The organism is Rhodococcus sp. 14C212 (genome assembly GCF_011058195.1).
Lineage (GTDB): Bacteria > Actinomycetota > Actinomycetes > Mycobacteriales > Mycobacteriaceae > Rhodococcus > Rhodococcus aetherivorans.
The window spans coordinates 114387-132591 of sequence record NZ_JAALEH010000006.1 but is presented as its reverse complement, the minus strand read 5'-3'; the positions used below and the strand labels follow the sequence as shown (position 1 = coordinate 132591).

15 protein-coding genes are annotated in these 18205 nt (G+C 70.7%); 7 read left to right on the top strand and 8 right to left on the bottom strand.

The features are described 5' to 3' along the window. From G6038_RS05210 to G6038_RS05195, 4 genes are all read right to left on the bottom strand, one after another. Nucleotides 1–849, bottom strand: coding sequence for an ABC transporter permease (locus tag G6038_RS05210; protein WP_165036262.1), 849 nt, complete (start codon nt 847–849; stop codon nt 1–3). A gap of 20 nt (nt 850–869) precedes the next feature. Then, nucleotides 870–1634, bottom strand: coding sequence for an ABC transporter permease (locus tag G6038_RS05205; protein WP_165036261.1), 765 nt, complete (start codon nt 1632–1634; stop codon nt 870–872). A 487-nt stretch (nt 1635–2121) separates the two neighbouring features. Further along, complete coding sequence (locus G6038_RS05200) at nt 2122–3066, bottom strand: 3-oxoacyl-ACP reductase (RefSeq protein WP_165036260.1); 945 nt, start codon at nt 3064–3066, stop codon at nt 2122–2124. Between the two features lie 119 nt (nt 3067–3185). Continuing rightward, nucleotides 3186–3371 (bottom strand): ferredoxin, encoded by a 186-nt coding sequence (locus G6038_RS05195; RefSeq protein WP_010594447.1) that lies wholly within the window; start codon nt 3369–3371, stop codon nt 3186–3188. Nucleotides 3372–3550: 179 nt separating this feature from the next. On the opposite strand from G6038_RS05195, the gene G6038_RS05190 reads away from it, so the two are divergent. The 6 genes from G6038_RS05190 (at nt 3551) to G6038_RS05165 (ending at nt 12077) form a co-directional block, all read left to right on the top strand. After that, a complete protein-coding gene (locus G6038_RS05190) occupies nt 3551–4729 on the top strand; it encodes an acyl-CoA dehydrogenase family protein (protein ID WP_165036259.1) in 1179 nt (392 codons plus the stop codon). 22 nt (nt 4730–4751) lie between these two features. Beyond that, the gene (locus tag G6038_RS05185) at nt 4752–5867 is read left to right on the top strand and encodes an acyl-CoA dehydrogenase family protein (protein WP_165036257.1); all 1116 of its coding nucleotides are present in this window, start codon (nt 4752–4754) and stop codon (nt 5865–5867) included. A 59-nt stretch (nt 5868–5926) separates the two neighbouring features. Further along, entirely contained in the window at nt 5927–7549 is a 1623-nt protein-coding gene (locus G6038_RS05180; protein ID WP_165036255.1) for a long-chain-fatty-acid--CoA ligase, read from the top strand. Nucleotides 7550–7750: 201 nt separating this feature from the next. Continuing rightward, nucleotides 7751–8425 (top strand): transcriptional regulator, encoded by a 675-nt coding sequence (locus G6038_RS05175; protein ID WP_165036308.1) that lies wholly within the window; start codon nt 7751–7753, stop codon nt 8423–8425. Beyond that, nucleotides 8422–9513 carry a hypothetical protein gene (locus G6038_RS05170; RefSeq protein WP_346772744.1) on the top strand — a complete coding sequence of 364 codons (1092 nt, stop codon included), beginning with the start codon at nt 8422–8424 and terminating at the stop codon, nt 9511–9513. Before G6038_RS05175 ends, G6038_RS05170 begins: the two co-directional genes overlap by 4 nt. Then, nucleotides 9510–12077, top strand: a complete 2568-nt coding sequence (locus G6038_RS05165) for a multicopper oxidase domain-containing protein (protein WP_165036253.1) — start codon at nt 9510–9512, stop codon at nt 12075–12077. Before G6038_RS05170 ends, G6038_RS05165 begins: the two co-directional genes overlap by 4 nt. A gap of 14 nt (nt 12078–12091) precedes the next feature. Here G6038_RS05165 and G6038_RS05160 read toward each other — a convergent pair whose 3' ends face one another. Genes G6038_RS05160 through G6038_RS05150 form a run of 3 tightly spaced genes read right to left on the bottom strand, consistent with a single transcriptional unit; the run spans nt 12092 to nt 16075 of the window. After that, complete coding sequence (locus tag G6038_RS05160; protein ID WP_206024292.1) at nt 12092–13309, bottom strand: cytochrome P450; 1218 nt, start codon at nt 13307–13309, stop codon at nt 12092–12094. Next, nucleotides 13296–14408 (bottom strand): nitronate monooxygenase family protein, encoded by a 1113-nt coding sequence (locus G6038_RS05155; protein ID WP_165036251.1) that lies wholly within the window; start codon nt 14406–14408, stop codon nt 13296–13298. The genes G6038_RS05160 and G6038_RS05155 overlap by 14 nt, the downstream gene beginning before the upstream one ends. An 11-nt stretch (nt 14409–14419) precedes the next feature. Then, nucleotides 14420–16075: an acyl-CoA synthetase gene (locus G6038_RS05150; RefSeq protein WP_165036249.1), complete on the bottom strand. Its 1656-nt coding sequence runs from the start codon at nt 16073–16075 to the stop codon at nt 14420–14422. Nucleotides 16076–16152: 77 nt separating this feature from the next. Between G6038_RS05150 and G6038_RS05145 the strand changes: the two genes are divergently transcribed. Beyond that, on the top strand, nt 16153–17007 hold the full coding sequence (locus tag G6038_RS05145; protein ID WP_165036247.1) for a crotonase/enoyl-CoA hydratase family protein: 855 nt from the start codon (nt 16153–16155) through the stop codon (nt 17005–17007). An 83-nt stretch (nt 17008–17090) separates the two neighbouring features. Here G6038_RS05145 and G6038_RS05140 read toward each other — a convergent pair whose 3' ends face one another. Further along, on the bottom strand, nt 17091–18050 hold the full coding sequence (locus G6038_RS05140) for a hypothetical protein (RefSeq protein WP_165036246.1): 960 nt from the start codon (nt 18048–18050) through the stop codon (nt 17091–17093). Nucleotides 18051–18205: the final 155 nt, after the last annotated feature.

The window sequence follows — 18205 nt, the reverse complement described above, 5'->3', positions numbered from 1 at the left end:
CTATCCCGACAGGTTGAAGTTGCCGGTCGCCCCGTACACCGCGAGCGAGATGAGCAGGGTCACGGTCACCACGGCGATCAGGGACGCCCGCACCGCGTTGCCGACGGCGACGCCGACGCCGACCGGGCCGCCACCGGCGTTGAAACCGTAGTAGGTGTGGATCAGCATGACGGCGACCGCCATGACGATGGCCTGCACGAACGACCACAGGATGTCGGTGGGGATGAGGAACGTGTCGAAGTAGTGGTCGTACACGCCCGCGGACTGGCCGTAGAGCACGACGGTCGCGAAGCGGCTGGCGATGAACGAGGCGATCACCGCCAGCGAATACAGCGGGACGATCGCGATCATCCCCGCCATCACGCGGGTGCTCACGAGATACGGGATCGACGGGATCGCCATGACCTCGAGCGCGTCGATCTCCTCCGAGACCCGCATGGCGCCGAGCTGGGCCGTCGAGCCGGCGCCGATGGTGGCGGCCAAGCCGATGCCCGCGATGGTGGGCGCCGCGATGCGGACGTTGATGAACGCGGCGAAGAAGCCCGTGAGCGCCTCGACGCCGATGTTGCCCAGGGAACTGAAGCCCTGCACGGCGATGATCCCGCCGGTGAACAGGGTCAGGAAGCCGACGATGACGACCGTTCCGCCGATCACGGCGAGCGCACCGGTGCCCATGCTGATCTCGGCGATCAGCCGGACCGTCTCCTTCGGGTAGTGCGTGATCGCGCGCGGGGCGTAGCCGAGCGCCTTGCCGAAGAAGAGCGCCTGCTCGCCGAGCCGGTCCACGGAGTCGGAGGCGCGGGCGATACGGCGCCGCGTGCGGGGGAAGCGCCAGGAGATCACTGCCATCTACATCACCGCCGTGCCGGTCACCCGCCCGTCAGCTTGATGCCGACGGCGGTGACGAGAAGGTTGACCACGAACAATGCCATGAAGGCGAATACGACCGTCTGGTTGACGGCGTCGCCGACGCTCTTGGCGCCACCCTTGACGTTGAGGCCGAGGTAGGCGGCGACGAGGCCGGCGATCATGCCGAACAGGCCGGCCTTGACCTGGGAGATCATGAGTTCACCGAAGCCGGTGAGCAGGGTGATGCCGTTGACGAAGGCGCCGGGGTTCACGTCCTGGAGGAAGACGGAGAACGCGAAGCCACCCAGGATGCCGATGGTGCACACCAGCCCGTTGAGCAGCAGCGCCACGACGGTGGACGCGAGGACCCGGGGCACGATGAGGCGGTGGATCGGGTTGATGCCGAGCACGCGCATCGCGTCGATCTCCTCCCGGATGGTGCGGGCGGCGAGGTCCGCGCAGATGGCGGTGGCGCCGGCACCGGCGACGATGAGCACGGTGACCATCGGGCCGACCTGGGTGACCGCGCCGAGTGCGGCGCCGGCGCCGCTGAGGTCGGCGGCTCCGATCTCGCGCAGCAGGATGTTGAGGGTGAAGCTGACCAGGACCGTGAACGGCACCGCGACGAGGACCGTGGGCACGAGGGACACCCGCGCGACGAACCATGCCTGATCGACGAACTCGCGTCGCTGGAAGGGCCGGGAGAACACGGCCCGGGCGGTCTCGCCCGTCATCGCGAAGAATCCACCGACCGCGCGGAGCGGTACCTCGAGGAGGTCTACCACCGTCTCCTCCTCCGTTGGTTCGCTCGCCGGCCGCGGCCGACGAGGGGCCAGCTTGTGACCCGCGTCATACTAACTAGAACGTGTTCATGTGTCAAAGACCGCTGCGGCGCGGCGCGACACGGCTACTTCTTCGTGGCGGGAGCTCCGCCCCGCCGACCGGATCACCGGCGCTCGCATCGAACGGGGATTCGGGGCTCGAACTGGGAATTCACCGGGCCGGGAGGTCGGATCCGCCACCCGTACACGGGACCCGACCGCGGCCGGGAACCGCACCGGCCGCGCCCTTCGCGAACCACTTCGCGGGCCAGAAACTAGAACAGGTACTACCCGCTCTCCGAGCGGCCATCGGTCGCGTGTTCACGCGTCCGGGTCGCCGGACGGCACGCGAGCCCGGGGTCGAACCGACACTATCCGGATCGGTTCCGGACGGCGCGATATTACCGAAGGACAACGTTGCATGTCACTTCGGGTACCACCTAGTGGGACGTCAGAGGGCGAGCGCCTGCGCGGCCGAGAAGTTCCGGGCGGGGTCCCGATCGTCGAAGTAGCCGCCGACACGTTCGGCGAGGCTCTCCGGAGTCCACCGGACGTCCGCGTCGAAGCGCTGCTCGACCACGGGCGCGGCCATGAGCGCGACCATCGGGCCGTAGACGACGAAGACCTGACCGTTGACCCGGTCCGCCGCAGGCGACGCCAGGTAGGCGACCAGCGCCGAGACGTGCTCGGGCGACAGCGGATCCACCTCCCCCTCGGGCGCCGCACCGAAGACGCCCTCCGTCATCGCGGTGCGGGCCCGCGGGCAGATGGCATTGGCGCGCACCCCGTACCGGGACAGGCCCCGCGCGGCGGAGAGGGTCAGTGCCGTGATTCCGGCCTTGGCGGCGCCGTAGTTGGCCTGCCCCTCGGGGCCGAGCAGGCCGGCCTCGGAGGACGTGTTGACGATCCGGCCGTAGACGGGACCGCCGGCCTTCTTGGACTCGCCACGCCAGTACGCCGCCGCGTTGCGGCACAACAGGAAATGGCCGCGCAGGTGCACCGCGATCACCGCGTCCCAGTCCTCGTCGGACATGTTGAACAGCATGCGGTCCCGCACGATGCCGGCGTTGTTGACGACGATGTCGAGACGGCCGAAGCGTTCCCGTGCCGTCGCGAGCAGCGCGTCGGCCGTGGCACGTTCCGCGACGCTGCCGGCGACGAACGCCGCGTCGGCGCCGAGGTCGCGGATCTCGGCGAGGGTGTCCTCGACGGCATCGGTCGGGTCGAGATCGTTGACGACCACCGCGGCGCCGGCCCGGGCCAGCGCGACGGCCTCCGCCCGGCCGAGCCCGGCACCGGCGCCGGTGACGACGGCGACCTTGCCGTCGAGACGCACGCCCCCCTCGTCCGTCGCACCGTTTCCTGCGGGGCCGAGACCGTTGCCGGTTGCACTCATGGACGCGCTCTCCCTAGCGATGTCGGGCGGCCCACCCGGGGCCGCCGCGCTCCTGGTCGCCGCGGATTCGGCGACCCCGAAAATGTAGAACGTGTTCTCGTTTCTGACAAGCGTCCCCGTCAGGCCTCGCTCAGTGCCGCACGCGGGCACTGCGCGATCGCCGTGCGTACGTCCTCCTCCTGCTCCGGCGCGATGGGGTGCGTGACGATCAGCTCGTCGTCGTCGTTCAGGTCGAACACCTCGGGCGCGATTCCCACGCACACGCCGTTCGCCTCGCAACGATCGAAGTCGACCTTGACCTCCATGAACAGACCTCGCTTCTCGCTTGCACGACCGATCGGGCGCCGGACGCGCGGGCTGGCGCGACGGCTCGGAAACCAGGCTAGAACGCGTTTCAGTTCTGTGCAATGATTCGGGAACATCGCCGAGCCGGTCCCGGTCCTCGGCCGTCGACCAGCTGCCTACCCGACGAACGGAGCGGTTCGTGGACATCGCGTACACCCCGCAGCAAGAGGAACTCCGCGCGCAGTTGCGCGCCTACTTCGCCGACCTGATGACCCCCGAACGGCGGGAGGCGCTCGCCGCGACCACGGGCGAGTACGGCGCCGGCAACGTGTACCGGGAGGTCGTCCAGCAGATGGGCAAGGACGGCTGGCTCACGCTCGGCTGGCCGGAGGAGTACGGCGGCCAGAACCGTTCGGCCATGGACCAGCTCATCTTCACCGACGAGGCCGCGATCGCCGGGGCGCCGGTCCCGTTCCTGACCGTCAACTCGGTGGCGCCGACGATCATGCACTTCGGCACGCCCGAACAGAAGGAGTTCTTCCTGCCGAAGATCTCCGCCGGCGAGCTGCACTTCTCGATCGGCTACTCCGAGCCCGAGGCGGGCACGGATCTCGCGTCGCTGCGCACCACCGCCGTGCGCGACGGCGACGAGTGGGTGATCAACGGCCAGAAGATGTGGACGAGCCTGATCGCCTACGCCGACTACGTGTGGCTCGCGTGCCGCACCGATCCGAATGCCCGGAAACACAAGGGCATCAGCGTCCTCATCGTGCCCACCACCGCCGAGGGGTTCTCCTACACCCCCGTGCACACCATGGCAGGCCCCGATACCAGCGCCACCTATTACCAGGACGTACGGGTCCCGGCGTCCGCCCTCGTCGGCGAGGAGAACGGCGGCTGGGCGCTGATCACCAATCAGCTCAACCACGAACGCGTCGCGCTCACCTCCGCGGGCCCGATTCTCACCGCGCTGCAGGAGGTGCGCGCGTGGGCGCAGCGCACCCGCCTGCCCGACGGCCGCCGCGTCCTCGATCAGGAATGGGTGCAGATCAACCTGGCCCGGGTCCACGCCGGGGCCGAGTACCTGAAGCTGATGAACTGGGAGATCGCTTCCAGCACTGCGCCGCTCGGACCCGCGCCGGCGTCGGCGAACAAGGTGTTCGGCACCGAGTTCGCCACCGAGGCCTACCGCCTGCTGATGGAGATCCTCGGCCCGTCGGCCACGCTGCGGCAGAACTCCCCGGGCGTGCTGCTGCGGGGCCGGCTCGAGCGGATGCATCGCAGCTCCCTGATCCTCACCTTCGGCGGCGGCACCAACGAGGTCCAGCGCGACATCATCGCGATGACCGCCCTCGGACAGCCACCCGCCAAGCGCTGACACTCCACCGGAAGGACCAATCGTGGACTTCACCCTCACCGAGGCGCAGCAGGACCTCGCCGGGCTCACCCGCCGCATCGTCACCGAGATCGTCACCAACGACCATCTGCGCCGGCTCGACGCCGCCGACGACCGCATCGACCACACCCTGTGGGACGCGCTCGCCTCCTCGGGCATCCTCGGCGCGGCGCTGCCCGAGTCCGTCGGCGGCGACGGCTTCGGACCGCTCGAACAGACGAGCATCCTCACCGAACTCGGCCGCGGCGTCGCCGCCGTCCCCTACCTGTCCTCGATCGTCGTGTCCGCCGCCGCCGTCGCCGAGTTCGGCAGCGACACGCAGCGTCGCGACTGGGGCGAACCCGCCGCCACCGGCGAGAAGATCCTCACCGCCGCCCTCGAGGAGGAACTGAACGACGATCCCACGTCCCCGACCACCACGGCACGTCGCGCCGACGGCGGATGGATCGTCGACGGCACCAAGGTCCTCGTCGACGCCGCACCTGCCGCGGACCTGTTCCTCGTGCCGGCCTCGACCCCGGACGGCGTCACCGTGCTCCTCGTCCGTCCCGGCGATCCCGGCGTGACCGTGACCCGCCAGTACGACACCGGCCTCGGCTGCCTCGGGACGCTCACCCTCGCCGCGGCCGCCGTGCCCGGGGACCGCGCGCTCGGTCCCGACGGCCGTGCGGTCGCTGCGTGGCTGCGCGACCGCGGGCTCCTCGGCTCGGCCGCATACCAGTACGGGGTGCTCGACCGGGCGCTCGAACTCACCGCCGGGTACGCCCGCGAGCGTGTGCAGTTCGATCGGCCGATCGGCAGTTTCCAGGCGGTGGCCCAGCGGCTCGCCGACGCCTACATCGACGTCAAGGGTGCCCGGCTCACCCTGTGGCAGGCGGCCTTCCGTGCGGACGCCGGGCTGCCCGACACCGGGGAACTGCGCACGGCCGCGTTCTGGGCCGCCGACGCCGGGCACCGCGTCGCGCACACACTCGTCCACGTCCACGGCGGAGTGGGCCTGGACGAGGACCATCCCGTGCACCGCTACTTCCTGGCCGCCAAGCACCACGAATTCCGCCTCGGTTCGGCCACCGCCCAGCTCCGGACCCTGGGCGCGTCCCTCGCGGACACGCCCGCGTGAATGTCCCGATCAGCGGAACCGGCACCACGACCGGCACGGCGATGTCCCAGGATGCCCCCATGACCGACGCACTCACCGTGACGGAGCTCCTCGAGCGACTCGCCGCCGTCGACGATCGTGGCCTGCAGTTCGAGAACACGTCGCTGACGTGGCGTGAACACGTCCAGGCCGGCCGGGACCGGGCCGCTCTGCTGCGCGAACTGCTCGACCCGCGCAGGCCCCGGCACTTCGGGATCCTCATGGACAACGTGCCGGAATTCTCCCTGCTGCTCGGCGCCGCGGCGCTGTCCGGCTCGGTGGTGGTCGGGCTGAACACCACCCGCCGCGGGCAGGCCCTGGCCCGCGACATTGCGCTCGCGGACTGCCAGGTGGTGTTCACCGAGGCCGCGAACGCCCGACTGCTGGACGGGCTCGACCTCGGCGGGGTGCGGGTGATCGACGTCGACTCCGCCGAGTGGGCCGCGCTGCTCGCCCCGCACGCCGGTGCCACCGTCGAACCGGCGCCCGTCGCCGCGACCGATCTGTTTATGCTGATCTTCACCTCCGGCACCAGCGGCGACCCGAAGGCCGTGTGCTGCACCCACGAGAAGATCACCGGACCCGGCGTGATGCTCGCGGAGCGGTTCGGTCTCGGCGCCGACGACGTCGTGTACGTGTCGATGCCGATGTTCCACTCCAACGCGATGATGGCCGGCTGGGCGGTGGCGCTGGCGGCCGGTGCCGGGATCGCCCTGCGGCGCAGGTTCTCCGCCTCCGGCTTCCTGCCGGACGTGCGCCGCTTCGGCGTCACGTACGCCAACTACGTGGGAAAGCCGTTGTCCTACATCGTCGCCACCCCGGAGGGGCCCGGCGAGGCGGACAATCCCCTGCGCATCATGTACGGCAACGAGGGCACGGCGCCCGCGATCGCCGAGTTCCGCCGGCGGTTCGGCGCGACGGTCGTCGACGGGTTCGGCTCCACCGAGGGCGGCATCTCGATCTCCGCGGCGCCCGATGCCCCGCCCGGAGCGCTGGGACGGTTGCCCGAGGGCGTGCGGATCCTCGACCCGGACACCGGATCACCCTGTCCGGTCGCCGAGTTCGACGCCGACGGCCGCCTCCTCAACGCCGACGTCGCGACCGGCGAGCTCGTCAACGCCGCCGGGTCCGGCCTGTTCGCCGGCTACTACAAGAACCCGGAGGCCGACGCCGAGCGGATGCGCGACGGCCGGTACCACAGCGGCGATCTCGGCTACGCCGACGCCGACGGGTTCGTCTACTTCGCCGGCCGCAGTTCCGGATGGATGCGCGTCGACGGCGAGAACATCGCGGCCGCTCCGATCGAGCGCATCCTGCTCCGTTACCCGGGCTTCGCGCAGGTCGCCGTCTACGCCGTCCCGGATGCGGACGTGGGCGATCGGGTGATGGCCGCCGTCATCCCCACCGCGACCGACGAGTTCGATCCGGTCGCGTTCGCGGACTTCCTCGACGCGCAGCCCGATCTCGGCCCCAAGCAGCTGCCGACGCTGATCCGGGTGTGCTCCGACTTCCCGCGCACGGCCACCTTCAAGGTGCTCACCCGCACGCTCAGCGCCGAACGGTGGAACTGCGCCGACCCGGTGTGGGTCCGCCGGCGCGGCGAGCGTGAATTCTCACTGCTGACACCCGAGCTCGTCAGCGGTGTGTCCTTCGGGCGGCCCTGACCGCCCAAAGGACACACCGGCCCGCGGCGGTCAGAGCCGGGCCTCGCCGCACGCGCATCCGTGACCGCCGGATCCGCCCGGTTCGGTGGACCGACGATCGTGGCCACCTGGCCGTCCGTCCCCCAATTTACTACAGTTAATTCCGTGGAAAATAGGGATCCGATCCTGGGGCCGGCACCTGCGGCGACGGCCGACCCACCGATGCCGTTGTCGGCCCAGCGCGTCACCGTCCTCGACGACGTGCGCGCCCACGCGCCCACGCGCGTCGGCGACGTCGCCGCGCGTCTCGCCCTGCACACCAACACCGTCCGCGAGCATCTCGAAGCCCTCGTCGACCTCGGCCTGCTCCTCCACGACAACGTCGGCACGCAACCTGCGCGCGGACGCGGCCGACCGGCGCGGTGGTACCGGCCCGCCCCCGCCGCCGACCCCTCCGTCTCCGCGCGCGACTACGCCGGGCTCGCCACGGCCCTCGCCGGGCATCTCGCCCGCACCAGCACCACTCCCGAGTCCGACGCCCGCGCGGCCGGCACCGAGTGGGGCCGCGAACTCGTCCGCGAGTACCGCACCGGCTCCCCCTCCGACGATCCCGACCGGACGGTGCTGGCCCTGCTCACCCACCTCGGCTTCGACCCGGTCGACGACGGACCGCACCGCGGCGTCGCGCTCCGCCGGTGCCCGCTGCTCGCCGCCGCCCGCCGTTTCCCCGCGGTGGTGTGCCAGGTCCACCTCGGCATCGTCGAGGGCGCCCTCGACGAACTCGGAGCTCCCACCGCGCCGGGGCTGGACCTGCTGCCTTTCGCCGAACCCGGCGCGTGCCGGCTCTTCCTGCCTGCGTCCGCCGAGTCGCCACGATCCTCGGGACGGCAGCCGTGAACGAGCGCCCCGTTCCGACCCGCGCGCTGCTGCTCGTGCCGGGTGGAGTTGCCCTCCTCGCCGGCCTCGACGCCGCGCTGCTGCTGCTCGGCGTGCCCGCTCCGGTCGACAGCGACCGGCTCCCCGAGGTCCACAGCATCGTGCTGATGCTCGGCTTCGTCGGCACGGTGGTCGCCCTCGAGCGTGCTGTCGCGCTCGGACGAAGCTGGGGGTATTCCGCGCCGGCCTGCCTGGGAGCGGGCGGTCTGCTGCTCGTCGCCCCCGCCCCCCGAAGTCTCGCCGACGGCCTCCTCGTAGCCGGCAGTGCCGTGCTCGTCGCGGTGTACGTGCCGCTGTGGCGGCGCAACGAGGACGTCGCGGTGCTGGTGCAAGCGGCCGGCGCGGTCCTGGCGACCGGCGGCGCGGTGCTGTGGCTCGGGGGCGTGCCCGTCCCCGACCTGTTGCCGTGGTTCGTCGGCTTCCTCGTACTCACGATCGCGGGGGAACGCCTCGAGCTCGCACGGGTCGCAATGGTCGGCACCCGCGCGGAGCAGTTCCTCGCGGCGAGCGCGGGGACCGTCGTGGCCGGCACGCTCGCCTCCCTGTTGTGGCCGTCCGTGGGGTACCCCCTGCTCGGCGCCGCGCTGCTCGCCCTCGTCGCCTGGCTGGCCCGGTTCGACGTGGCCCGCCGGACGGTCCGCGCGGCCGGACAGGCCCGGTTCACGGCCGTGTGCCTGCTCGCCGGGTACGGATGGCTGGCCGCGGCGGGACTGACGTGGTTGCTCGTCGGCCCCGTGCGGGCGGGCGGCGGGTACGACGCGGTCGTGCATGCGGTGATGCTCGGCTTCGTGCTGTCGATGATCCTCGCGCACGCCCCGATCGTTCTCCCGGCCGTGGTGCGACGGCCCGTGCCGTACCGGCCCGCCATGTACGGTCCCGCGGTGCTGCTGCACGCGTCGCTGCTGCTACGCCTCGCGGTCGGGGACGTCCGCGACGTCGGATGGGCCGTCACCGTCGGCGGGGTGCTGAACATCGTCGCGGTGCTCGCCTTCCTCGCGGTGGCCGCGTACTCGGCGCTGCGACCGGTGCGGACGGAGGCGCCGGCATGAGCCGCGGCGGTTGGCACCTGCGAGCGGGGACGCTCGTGTTCGCGTGGTTCGTCGCGCTCGTCGTCGTCGCCCTCGCCCACCGGTTCGTGCCGATGTCCGGGTGGCTGCTGGTGCATCTACTCGGACTCGGCGCGGCGAGCAACGCCGTCCTCGTCTGGAGCCGGCACTTCGCGGACGCCCTGCTGCGCCGCCCACCGGCGACGAGTCGTCGACCCGAAGCACTGCGGCTGGCCCTGTTCAACGCCGGAGCGGTCGCGGTCGTCGCGGGCATGCTCGGCCACTGGTGGCCCCTGGTACTCGCCGGCAGCGTCACGGTGGCGGCGATCGCCGTGATGCACGCCGTGGTCCTGGTCCGACACCTGCGAGCCGCGCTGCCGTCACGCTTCGGCGAGACCGTCCGCTTCTACATCGTGGCCGCCGCCCTGCTGCCGCTGGGTGCAGGCCTCGGCGCCGCGATGGCGAACGACGCACTGCCGGGGACGCTGCACGAGAGGTTCGTCGTCGCGCACGCCGGGATCAACCTGTTCGGGTGGATGGGGTTGACCGTGCTCGGCACCCTGGTCACCCTGTGGCCGACGATGCTGCGCACCCGGGTGGCGCAGCGGGTGGAGACGGCGGCGCGGCACGGTCTGCCCGTTCTCGCCGCCGGGCTCGGTGCCGGGGCGGCCGGGGCGATCACGGGCAGCACCGTGCTCGCGGCGGTGGGTGCACTCACCTACCTCGCCGCCGCGGTGTACGTGCTCGAGCCGCACCTCGCGGAGATCCGTCGCCGCAAGCCCACCGATTTCGCGACGATGTCCGTCCTCGCCGGTATGGTCTGGTTCCTGGTGAGCGCCGGCTACGTGGCGATCGCGCTGGCCACCGCCCCCGGCTGGACGGCCGGCGCCGGACGTATCGGCGCGGCAACCGGGACCCTGCTCGCCGGCTTCCTCGTCCAGGTGCTGATCGGGGCCCTGACGTACCTGCTCCCGGTGGTCATCGGCGGGCGGGCGGCCGTGCAGGCCGCGACGGCGGAGCTCGAGCGCGGCGCGGCGTGGCGGGTCGCGGTGGCCAACGGGGGCCTGATGCTGTGTGTGCTGCCGGTGCCGAGCCTGGTGCGCGTCCTGGCGTCGATGCTCGTTCTCGTCGCCCTCGCCGCGTTCCTTCCGCTCGCGGTACGCGCGGTGGTGGCCGGCCGTCGGGCGAAGGGCACACCGTCGCGGCTCGGCAGGCCCGAACCGATCCCCGCCCGGCGCCGTCTCGGTGCGGCCGCTGCGGGCCTGGGCATCGTCGTGGTGGCCGCCGCCGCGGGCGTGGCGGCGGACCCCGCGGCGGCGGGCATCTCCACCGTGCGCGCGGAGGCCGTCGAGGTCACGGGCGTCACCACGGAAGCGCGGGTCCGCATCGAAGGAATGCGGTTCGTGCCCGACGTGATCGACGTTCCCGCCGGAAACCGCCTCGTCGTCACCCTCACCAATTCCGGTACGGATCGCCACGACCTCGCGCTCGCCAACGGCACGCGCACCGGCCGCCTCGCGCCGGGCGAGACCGCGACGCTCGACGCCGGGGTGATCGGTGCCGACCTCGACGGCTGGTGCTCGGTGGCGGGACACCGGCAGATGGGCATGACGCTGCGGGTCCGCACGACGGGAGCCTCCACGACCGATCCGCATGCGGGCCACGCGGCGACGACGACCGGCGTCTCGCTCGCCGCCGCCGACGTCGCCCGCAGCCTGGGGGCGGAACCGGGACCGGATTTCGTCCCCCTCGACCCGGCCCTCCTCGGCCCGGCGCCCGACCATCGCCTCACCCTCGCCGTCACCGAATCGGAGAAGGCGGTCGCCCCGGGCATCACCCAGCGGCTGTGGACGTTCGGTGGCACCGCACCCGGTCCCACGCTGCACGGCCGGGTCGGCGACGTCTTCGAGATCACCCTGGTCAACGACGGGACGATCGGACACTCGATCGACTTCCACGCGGGGGCACTCGCCCCCGACGGACCGATGCGCACCATCGATCCCGGACAGTCCCTGGTCTACCGTTTCACCGCGACGCGTGCCGGCATCTGGATGTACCACTGCTCCACGATGCCGATGTCCGTGCACATCGCGAACGGTATGTTCGGCGCCGTCGTCATCGATCCGCCGGACCTGCCTCCGGTCGACCGCGAGTACGTGCTGGTGCAGTCGGAGCTGTATCTCGGCGCGCCGGCAGGCGAGGCGGACGCCGGCAAGATCGCAGCCGAGGCTCCCGACCTCGTGGTGTTCAACGGATACGCCGGACAATACGACCACGCGCCGCTCACCGCCCGTGTCGGCGAGCGCGTTCGGATCTGGGTGCTCGCGGCCGGACCCAACCGCGGCACCGCGTTCCACGTCGTCGGCGGCCAGTTCGACACGGTCTGGACCGAGGGCGACTATCGCCTGCGCCCGGGCGTCTCCGGTGCGCAGACGCTCGGATTGTCGCCGTCCCAGGGCGGGTTCGTCGAGCTGACCTTCCCCGAGGAAGGTCGCTATCCCTTCGTCTCGCACGTGATGATCGACGCCGAACGGGGCGCGCACGGGGTTGTCGAGGTGCAGCCCTGAAACGCCCGTGCCGGCTACCCGAGCGACGCGGGCAGGCTCACCCAGCCGCGGGTGAAGGACGACTGCAGACGCACCCCCGATGCCGGATCGACCGACACCTGTGGATGCCGGGCCAGCAACTCCTCGAGCGCAACCTGGGACTGCAGCTTCGCCAGGTGCGAGCCGATGCAGAAATGGGGACCGGTGGAAAAGCCCAGGTGCCGCGGAATCGGCCGAAGGACGTCGAACTGCTCGGCGGTGTCCCCGAATTCGCGTTCGTCGCGATTGGCCGCGCCGTAGAGCATCATCACCTTCTCCCCGGCCGGAATCGTCACCCCGTGCAGTTCGACGTCACGGGTGGTGGTGCGCGCCAGTCCCTGCACCGATCCCTCCAGCCGCAGCGTCTCCATCAGCGCGCCCGGGATCCGGGAGGGGTCGTCGACGAGCAGGTCGCGCTGGCGGTGATCGGTGTCGAGCAGCATCACCGCGTGCGAGATCAGGTTTCCGGTGGTGTCGTTGCCCCCGGCGACCATGACGAAGCAGAAGCCGAGGATCTCCCAGTCGGTGAGCAGTTCGCCGCCGGACTCGACGGTGGTCAGGGCGCTGATCAGGTCGTCGCCGGGTTCGTGTCGGCGCTCGGCGATCAGCCGCGTGAAGTACTCGAACATCTCGGCGACGGCATCGGGGGCGCTCATGGCGCTCAGGTCGAACCCGCTGTCCTGCAACGCCGTCAGCGCGCCGACCCACGGATCGAAGCGGACCCGGTCGGCCGCCGGCACCCCGAGTAGCTCGGCCAGCACGAACGTCGGTACGGGCGAGGAGAATTCGCGGTGCAGATCCACGTCGCGCCGGCCCTCGAACGAATCCAGCAGGGCCCGGACGAATCCGCGGACGGTGTTCTCGAGTGCGCCGATCCGCCGGGGAGTGAAGGCCTTCGCGACGAGTCCGCGCAGTTGCCCGTGCCGCGGCGGGTCGAGCATGACGATCGTCGGGGCGAGGCCCAGTTTGCCGATCTCGTCGGGAACGAACGTCAATCCCCCTGCGGACGAGTAGGTCTCGGTGTCACGCACCGCGTTCCACACGTCCTCGAAACGGGACAGCACCCGGAACGGCGGAATGCCGTTCCGGGTGCTGACGTGGCGGTGCACCGGGTCCTCGTCCCGCAGCATCCGGTAGGCCGGGTAGGGGTCGGCCAGGAACTGCGGATCGAAGGGATCGTAGACGGTCACCACCGGTCCGTCACCGCGCTGCATTCAACCGGTCCACGGCCCGCTCGTACCCCTCGACGAGCTCGGCCATGATCTCCGCGACCGGCCGGATCTCGTTCATCCGACCGACGATCTGCCCGACGGGCATCGCGACGACCTCGGGATCGTCCGCGGCGGCGATCCGCTGGTGGGCTTCGCTCACGAGCAGGTTCTGCAACGGCATCGGCAGCGGCGACGGGGCCTCGGGCTTCGACCATGCCTCGGTCCACTTCGTCTTGAGCAGGCGGGCGGGCTTGCCGGAGTAGATCCGCGAGCGGACGGTGTCGGACGACGTCGCGCCCAGCAGGGCCCGTTGGACCGACGACGGGCCGTCGGCGGCAGCGCCGAGCTTGTATTCGGAGGTGGTGAGCCAGTAGGAGCCCATCCACACCCCGGACGCGCCGAGCGCGAGCGCGGCCGCGACCTGCCGACCGGAGCCGATCCCGCCGGCGGCAAGCACCGCCGCCGAATCACCGAGGGCGTCGACGATTTCGGGCCAGAGCACCATCGAGGCCACCTCGCCGGTGTGCCCGCCCGCCTCGTACCCCTGGGCGATGACGATGTCGACGCCGTTCTCGACGTGCCGCCGGGCATGCTCGACCGCCCCGGCGAGCGCCGCGACGGGCACCCCCTTCTCGTGGGCGAGGTCGATCACGTCCTTCGGCGGGGAGCCGAGCGCGTTGGCGATGAGCGCGGGCCGGTGCTCGAGGGCGACGTCCACGTGTGCGCGAGCGACCGAGTGCAGCCAGCCGAGGACGCCGGCCGCGTGTTCGGCGGACTCGGCGAGCGGCGGCACGCCGAGCTCGGCGAGGGTGCGCTCGACGAAGGCGCGGTGCTCGGCGGGGATGAGTTTGTCGAGGTCGACGGCGGTGCCCTCGGTGGGAACCTTCGCGGGCATCACGACGTCGACCCCGTAGGGCTTGCCGTCGGTGTTCTCGTCCATCCAGGTGAGCACGGCGTCGAGCTCGTCCGGGTCGTTGAACCGGACGCAGCCGAGGACGCCGAGACCACCGGCCCGGCTGATCGCGGCGGCGACGTGCTCGGACGGGGTGAACCCGAAGATCGGGTACTGGATGCCGAATTTCCTGCTGAGATCGGTGTGCATCCCGGTCCCTTCTAGCTCGCCGCGGCGGAGCCGTTGGTGTGATGATCGTCTGCCGGGCGCTGCTCGGTCTGTTCCTTGGCCCAGCGGTAATCGGGTTTGCCGGCCGGCGAACGCTTGATGGCGTCGACGTACCAGACACTGCGCGGAATCTTGTAGCTGGCGATCTGCGTGCGGGCCACCTCGACGAGGTCGGCCAGGGTCGGGCGGGTACCGGCGCGGGGCGCGATCACGGCGGACACCCGCTGTCCCCAGCGCTCGTCGGGCACGCCGACGACGAGGACGTCGAACACGTCCGGGTGGGACTTGAGGGCGCCCTCGACCTCCTCGGGGAACACCTTCTCGCCACCGGTGTTGATGCAGACGGATCCGCGGCCGAGCATGGTGACGGTGCCGTCGGCCTCGACCCGCGCGTGGTCGCCCGGGATGGAGTAGCGGACGCCGTGGTACTCGCGAAAGGTCGCCTTGGTCTTGACCTCGTCCTTGTAGTAGCCGATGGGGATGTGGCCCCTGCGGGCGAGCACGCCCACCTGCCCGGATCCGGCCTCGACCGGATTTCCGTCGTCGTCGATCACGGCCGTGGAGGCGTCGATCTTGACGGTGGGGCCACCCGAGTGGGCCTGGCCCTTGGCGACGATGCCGAGTCCGCCGAAGCCGGTCTCGGACGAGCCGATCGAGTCGGTGATCACCGTGTTGGGCATCAGATCCAGGAAGCGTTCCTTCAGCGCCGGGGAGAACAGTGCGGCGCTCGACGCCATCGCGAACAGGGACGAAAGGTCGTACTTCTCACCGGTTTCCGGACGGCCGCTCTCGAGCGCGTCGAGCATCGGGCGGCCCATTGCGTCGCCGGTGATGAAGATGACGTTGACCTTGTGTTCCTCGACGACGCGCCACACCTCGTGGCCGTCGAACTCGGGATGCATGATCACCTTGCCGCCGCTGAACAGCGACTGCAGCACCGCCCACTGGGCACCACCGTGGATGAGCGGGGGGATCGGGAAGCGCACCAGCGGCGGGCTCGCGGCACCGGTCTTCGAGAGTTCCCATTCGTCGGCGACGTATTCGCCCGTCATGAAGTTGATGCCGCCGCCGAGCACGCGCCACACGTCCTCCTGCCGCCACATCACGCCCTTGGGGCTGCCGGTGGTGCCGCCGGTGTAGAGGATGTAGAGGTCGTCGGCGCTGCGTTCGCCGAAGTCGCGCTCGGGTGAGCCCTGTGCCAGCGCGGCCTCGTAGTCGACGCCGCCGTAGCTCGCGTAGTCGAGATCGGTGCCGTCGTCGACCACGACGACGGTGTGGATCTGCGGGCTGTGCGGCAGCACGGCGGCGACCTTGTCGGAGTAGCGGCGCCCGTGGACGAGCGCGACCATGTCCGAGTTGTCGAAGATGTACTGCAACTCGTTCTCGACGTACCGGTAGTTGACGTTCACCATCACGGCACGGATCTTGAACACCGCGACCATCGCCTCGATGGCTTCGATGGTGTTGCGGGAGTAGATACCCACCTTGTCACCGGGCTTGACGCCCCGTTCCTGCAGATAGTGGGCGAGCCGGTTGGCCCGCTCCTCCACCTGCGCGTAGGTGACCTCACGTCCGTCCGACGCGAGCGCGACGCGGTCGGGAACGAGGTCGATTGCGTGCTCTACGAGGTCTGCGATGTTAAGGGCCACGTCACAAAAGTAGAACGTGTTACCGTTTCTGACAAGACCCGAATGAGATCCAGTTCACAACACCTCAGGAGCCCTCAGTGTCCACCACCGCTTCGGAAGTTTCCGGCATTTCGGCAGACGCTCCACACTGCCTCGTCGAGCAACGCGGACCGGTCCTGATCGTGACCATGAACCGGCCCGAGGCGCGCAACGCGCTCTCCGGCCAGATGATGGCGATCATGGCCGAGGCGTGGGACCGCGTCGACAACGATCCGGAGATCCGGGTGGCCGTCCTGACCGGCGCCGGCGGCGCGTTCTGTGCGGGCGCCGATCTCAAGGCGATGAACCGGTCGGCCCCGGGCGACAAGTTCGAGCAGGGCGAGCGAAGCGACGGGAAGGGCACAGGCGGTGGCTGGGATCTGTCCAGGATGCCCGCACTGCTGAAGGGCCGTCGCCTCACCAAACCGCTGATCGCCGCGGTGGAGGGCCCGGCCATCGCCGGCGGCACCGAGATCCTCCAGGGCACCGACATCCGCGTCGCCGGGGAGAGCGCGAAGTTCGGTGTCTCCGAAGCCAAGTGGGGCCTGTTCCCGCTCGGCGGCTCGGCGGTACGGCTCGTCCGCCAGATCCCCTACACGATCGCCGCCGACATCCTGCTCACCGGCCGCCACATCAAGGCCGCCGAGGCCAAGGAGATCGGCCTGATCGGCCACGTCGTCCCCGACGGCCAGGCCCTCGACAAGGCCCTCGAGCTCGCCGAGACCATCGCCGCCAACGGCCCCCTCGCCGTCCGGGCCATCCTGAAGACCATCCGCGACACCGAGGGCATGCACGAGGAGGACGCCTTCAAGATCGACGCGAAGCTCGGCGCCGAGGTCTTCAAGAGCGCCGACGCCAAGGAGGGCCCCCGCGCGTTCGCCGAGAAGCGCACCCCGAGGTTCACCGGCGCCTGACGGGCCGCGGGCCCGGGGCCGCGGGCCCGGGGCCGAGCGAATGTATCGTTCACCTCCGTAGTCCGACGGTATGGTCCATTCGCTCAGCCCGGGGCCGCCGTCCGTAGTCGCACGTCGGGTCGCGGCCGAGAGGCCGCGAGCTCGTAGTGCCGGCGCAGGTCGTCGATGACACGCCTCGGCGAACGCTCCACCGCACTCGGGACCGTCGGCAGCACGATGATGCCCGCGTTCTGCATGCGGGTCCGGCGCTCGACAGTGTCCTTGTACGCCTGGGGCGACAGGTGCCACGCGAGGGAGTCGATGTCCCAGGCCATCGCGACGTCGTCGATCCAGCCGTCAGGTCGTGCGATGAACCCGCCACGGGAGTCGAGAACATCGCGGTTGAACACCATCTCGGGCAGGCCGCTGCGTTCCCACAGCTCCCGCGCCTTCGCCTCCGCCACCGAGTGGACGTTGGCGTCCACCTCCCGGAGCACCCGCCGCGGCAGAGCCGAACCCCGCCCACTCCCCTCCGTCAGTTCTTCCTGCAGTGCTGCCACCGACACCGCCCCACGCTGGACGGCAGAGGCGATCAACGACCGCGTCGCATCGAGGGTGGTGCACCGGCGAGCGGCGTCGAGCAGGGCACGTTCGAGGGGAGCGCACCGGATGCCATTGCGTAACAACGGTTCCGGAATTCGTGTTGTCCGCTCGACGAGGACGAATCCGGCCGACTGCACGCGACGATTCGCCGGGAGCAGCACGTGGACGGCGTGTTGATCTCCGGCCAATCCATGTTCCCTGAGGGCCGATCGTCCGGTGAGTACGGCGTCGTCGCCGACGTACTTCATGGCCGCGATCGTGCGTTGCCGAGCCGACGCCGGTCCGTTTCCGAGCATCACGATGCCCGGCAGCAGCCGTTGCCAGGGACCGCCGGGACGGCACCGCTCGTGGATTGCCGACCCCGACACTCCGACCCGACGCAGCACGGCGTCGCGAACCACTCCACTGTCGCCCAGCCGGCCCAGCGCCTCCGGATCTCCCGCCCACTCACCTCTTCTCATGGACCCACAGTGCGCCGCTCGGTCGGATTCGTGCGGCCGGCGGGCGCGCATTCGTCGAATCTGTGGAACAACGTCCAGCCTGTGGACAACTCCCCGACCGAGCGAATGTGGCATCCCGTCGGCCTGACGAGGTGAGCGATACATTCGCTCGGGGG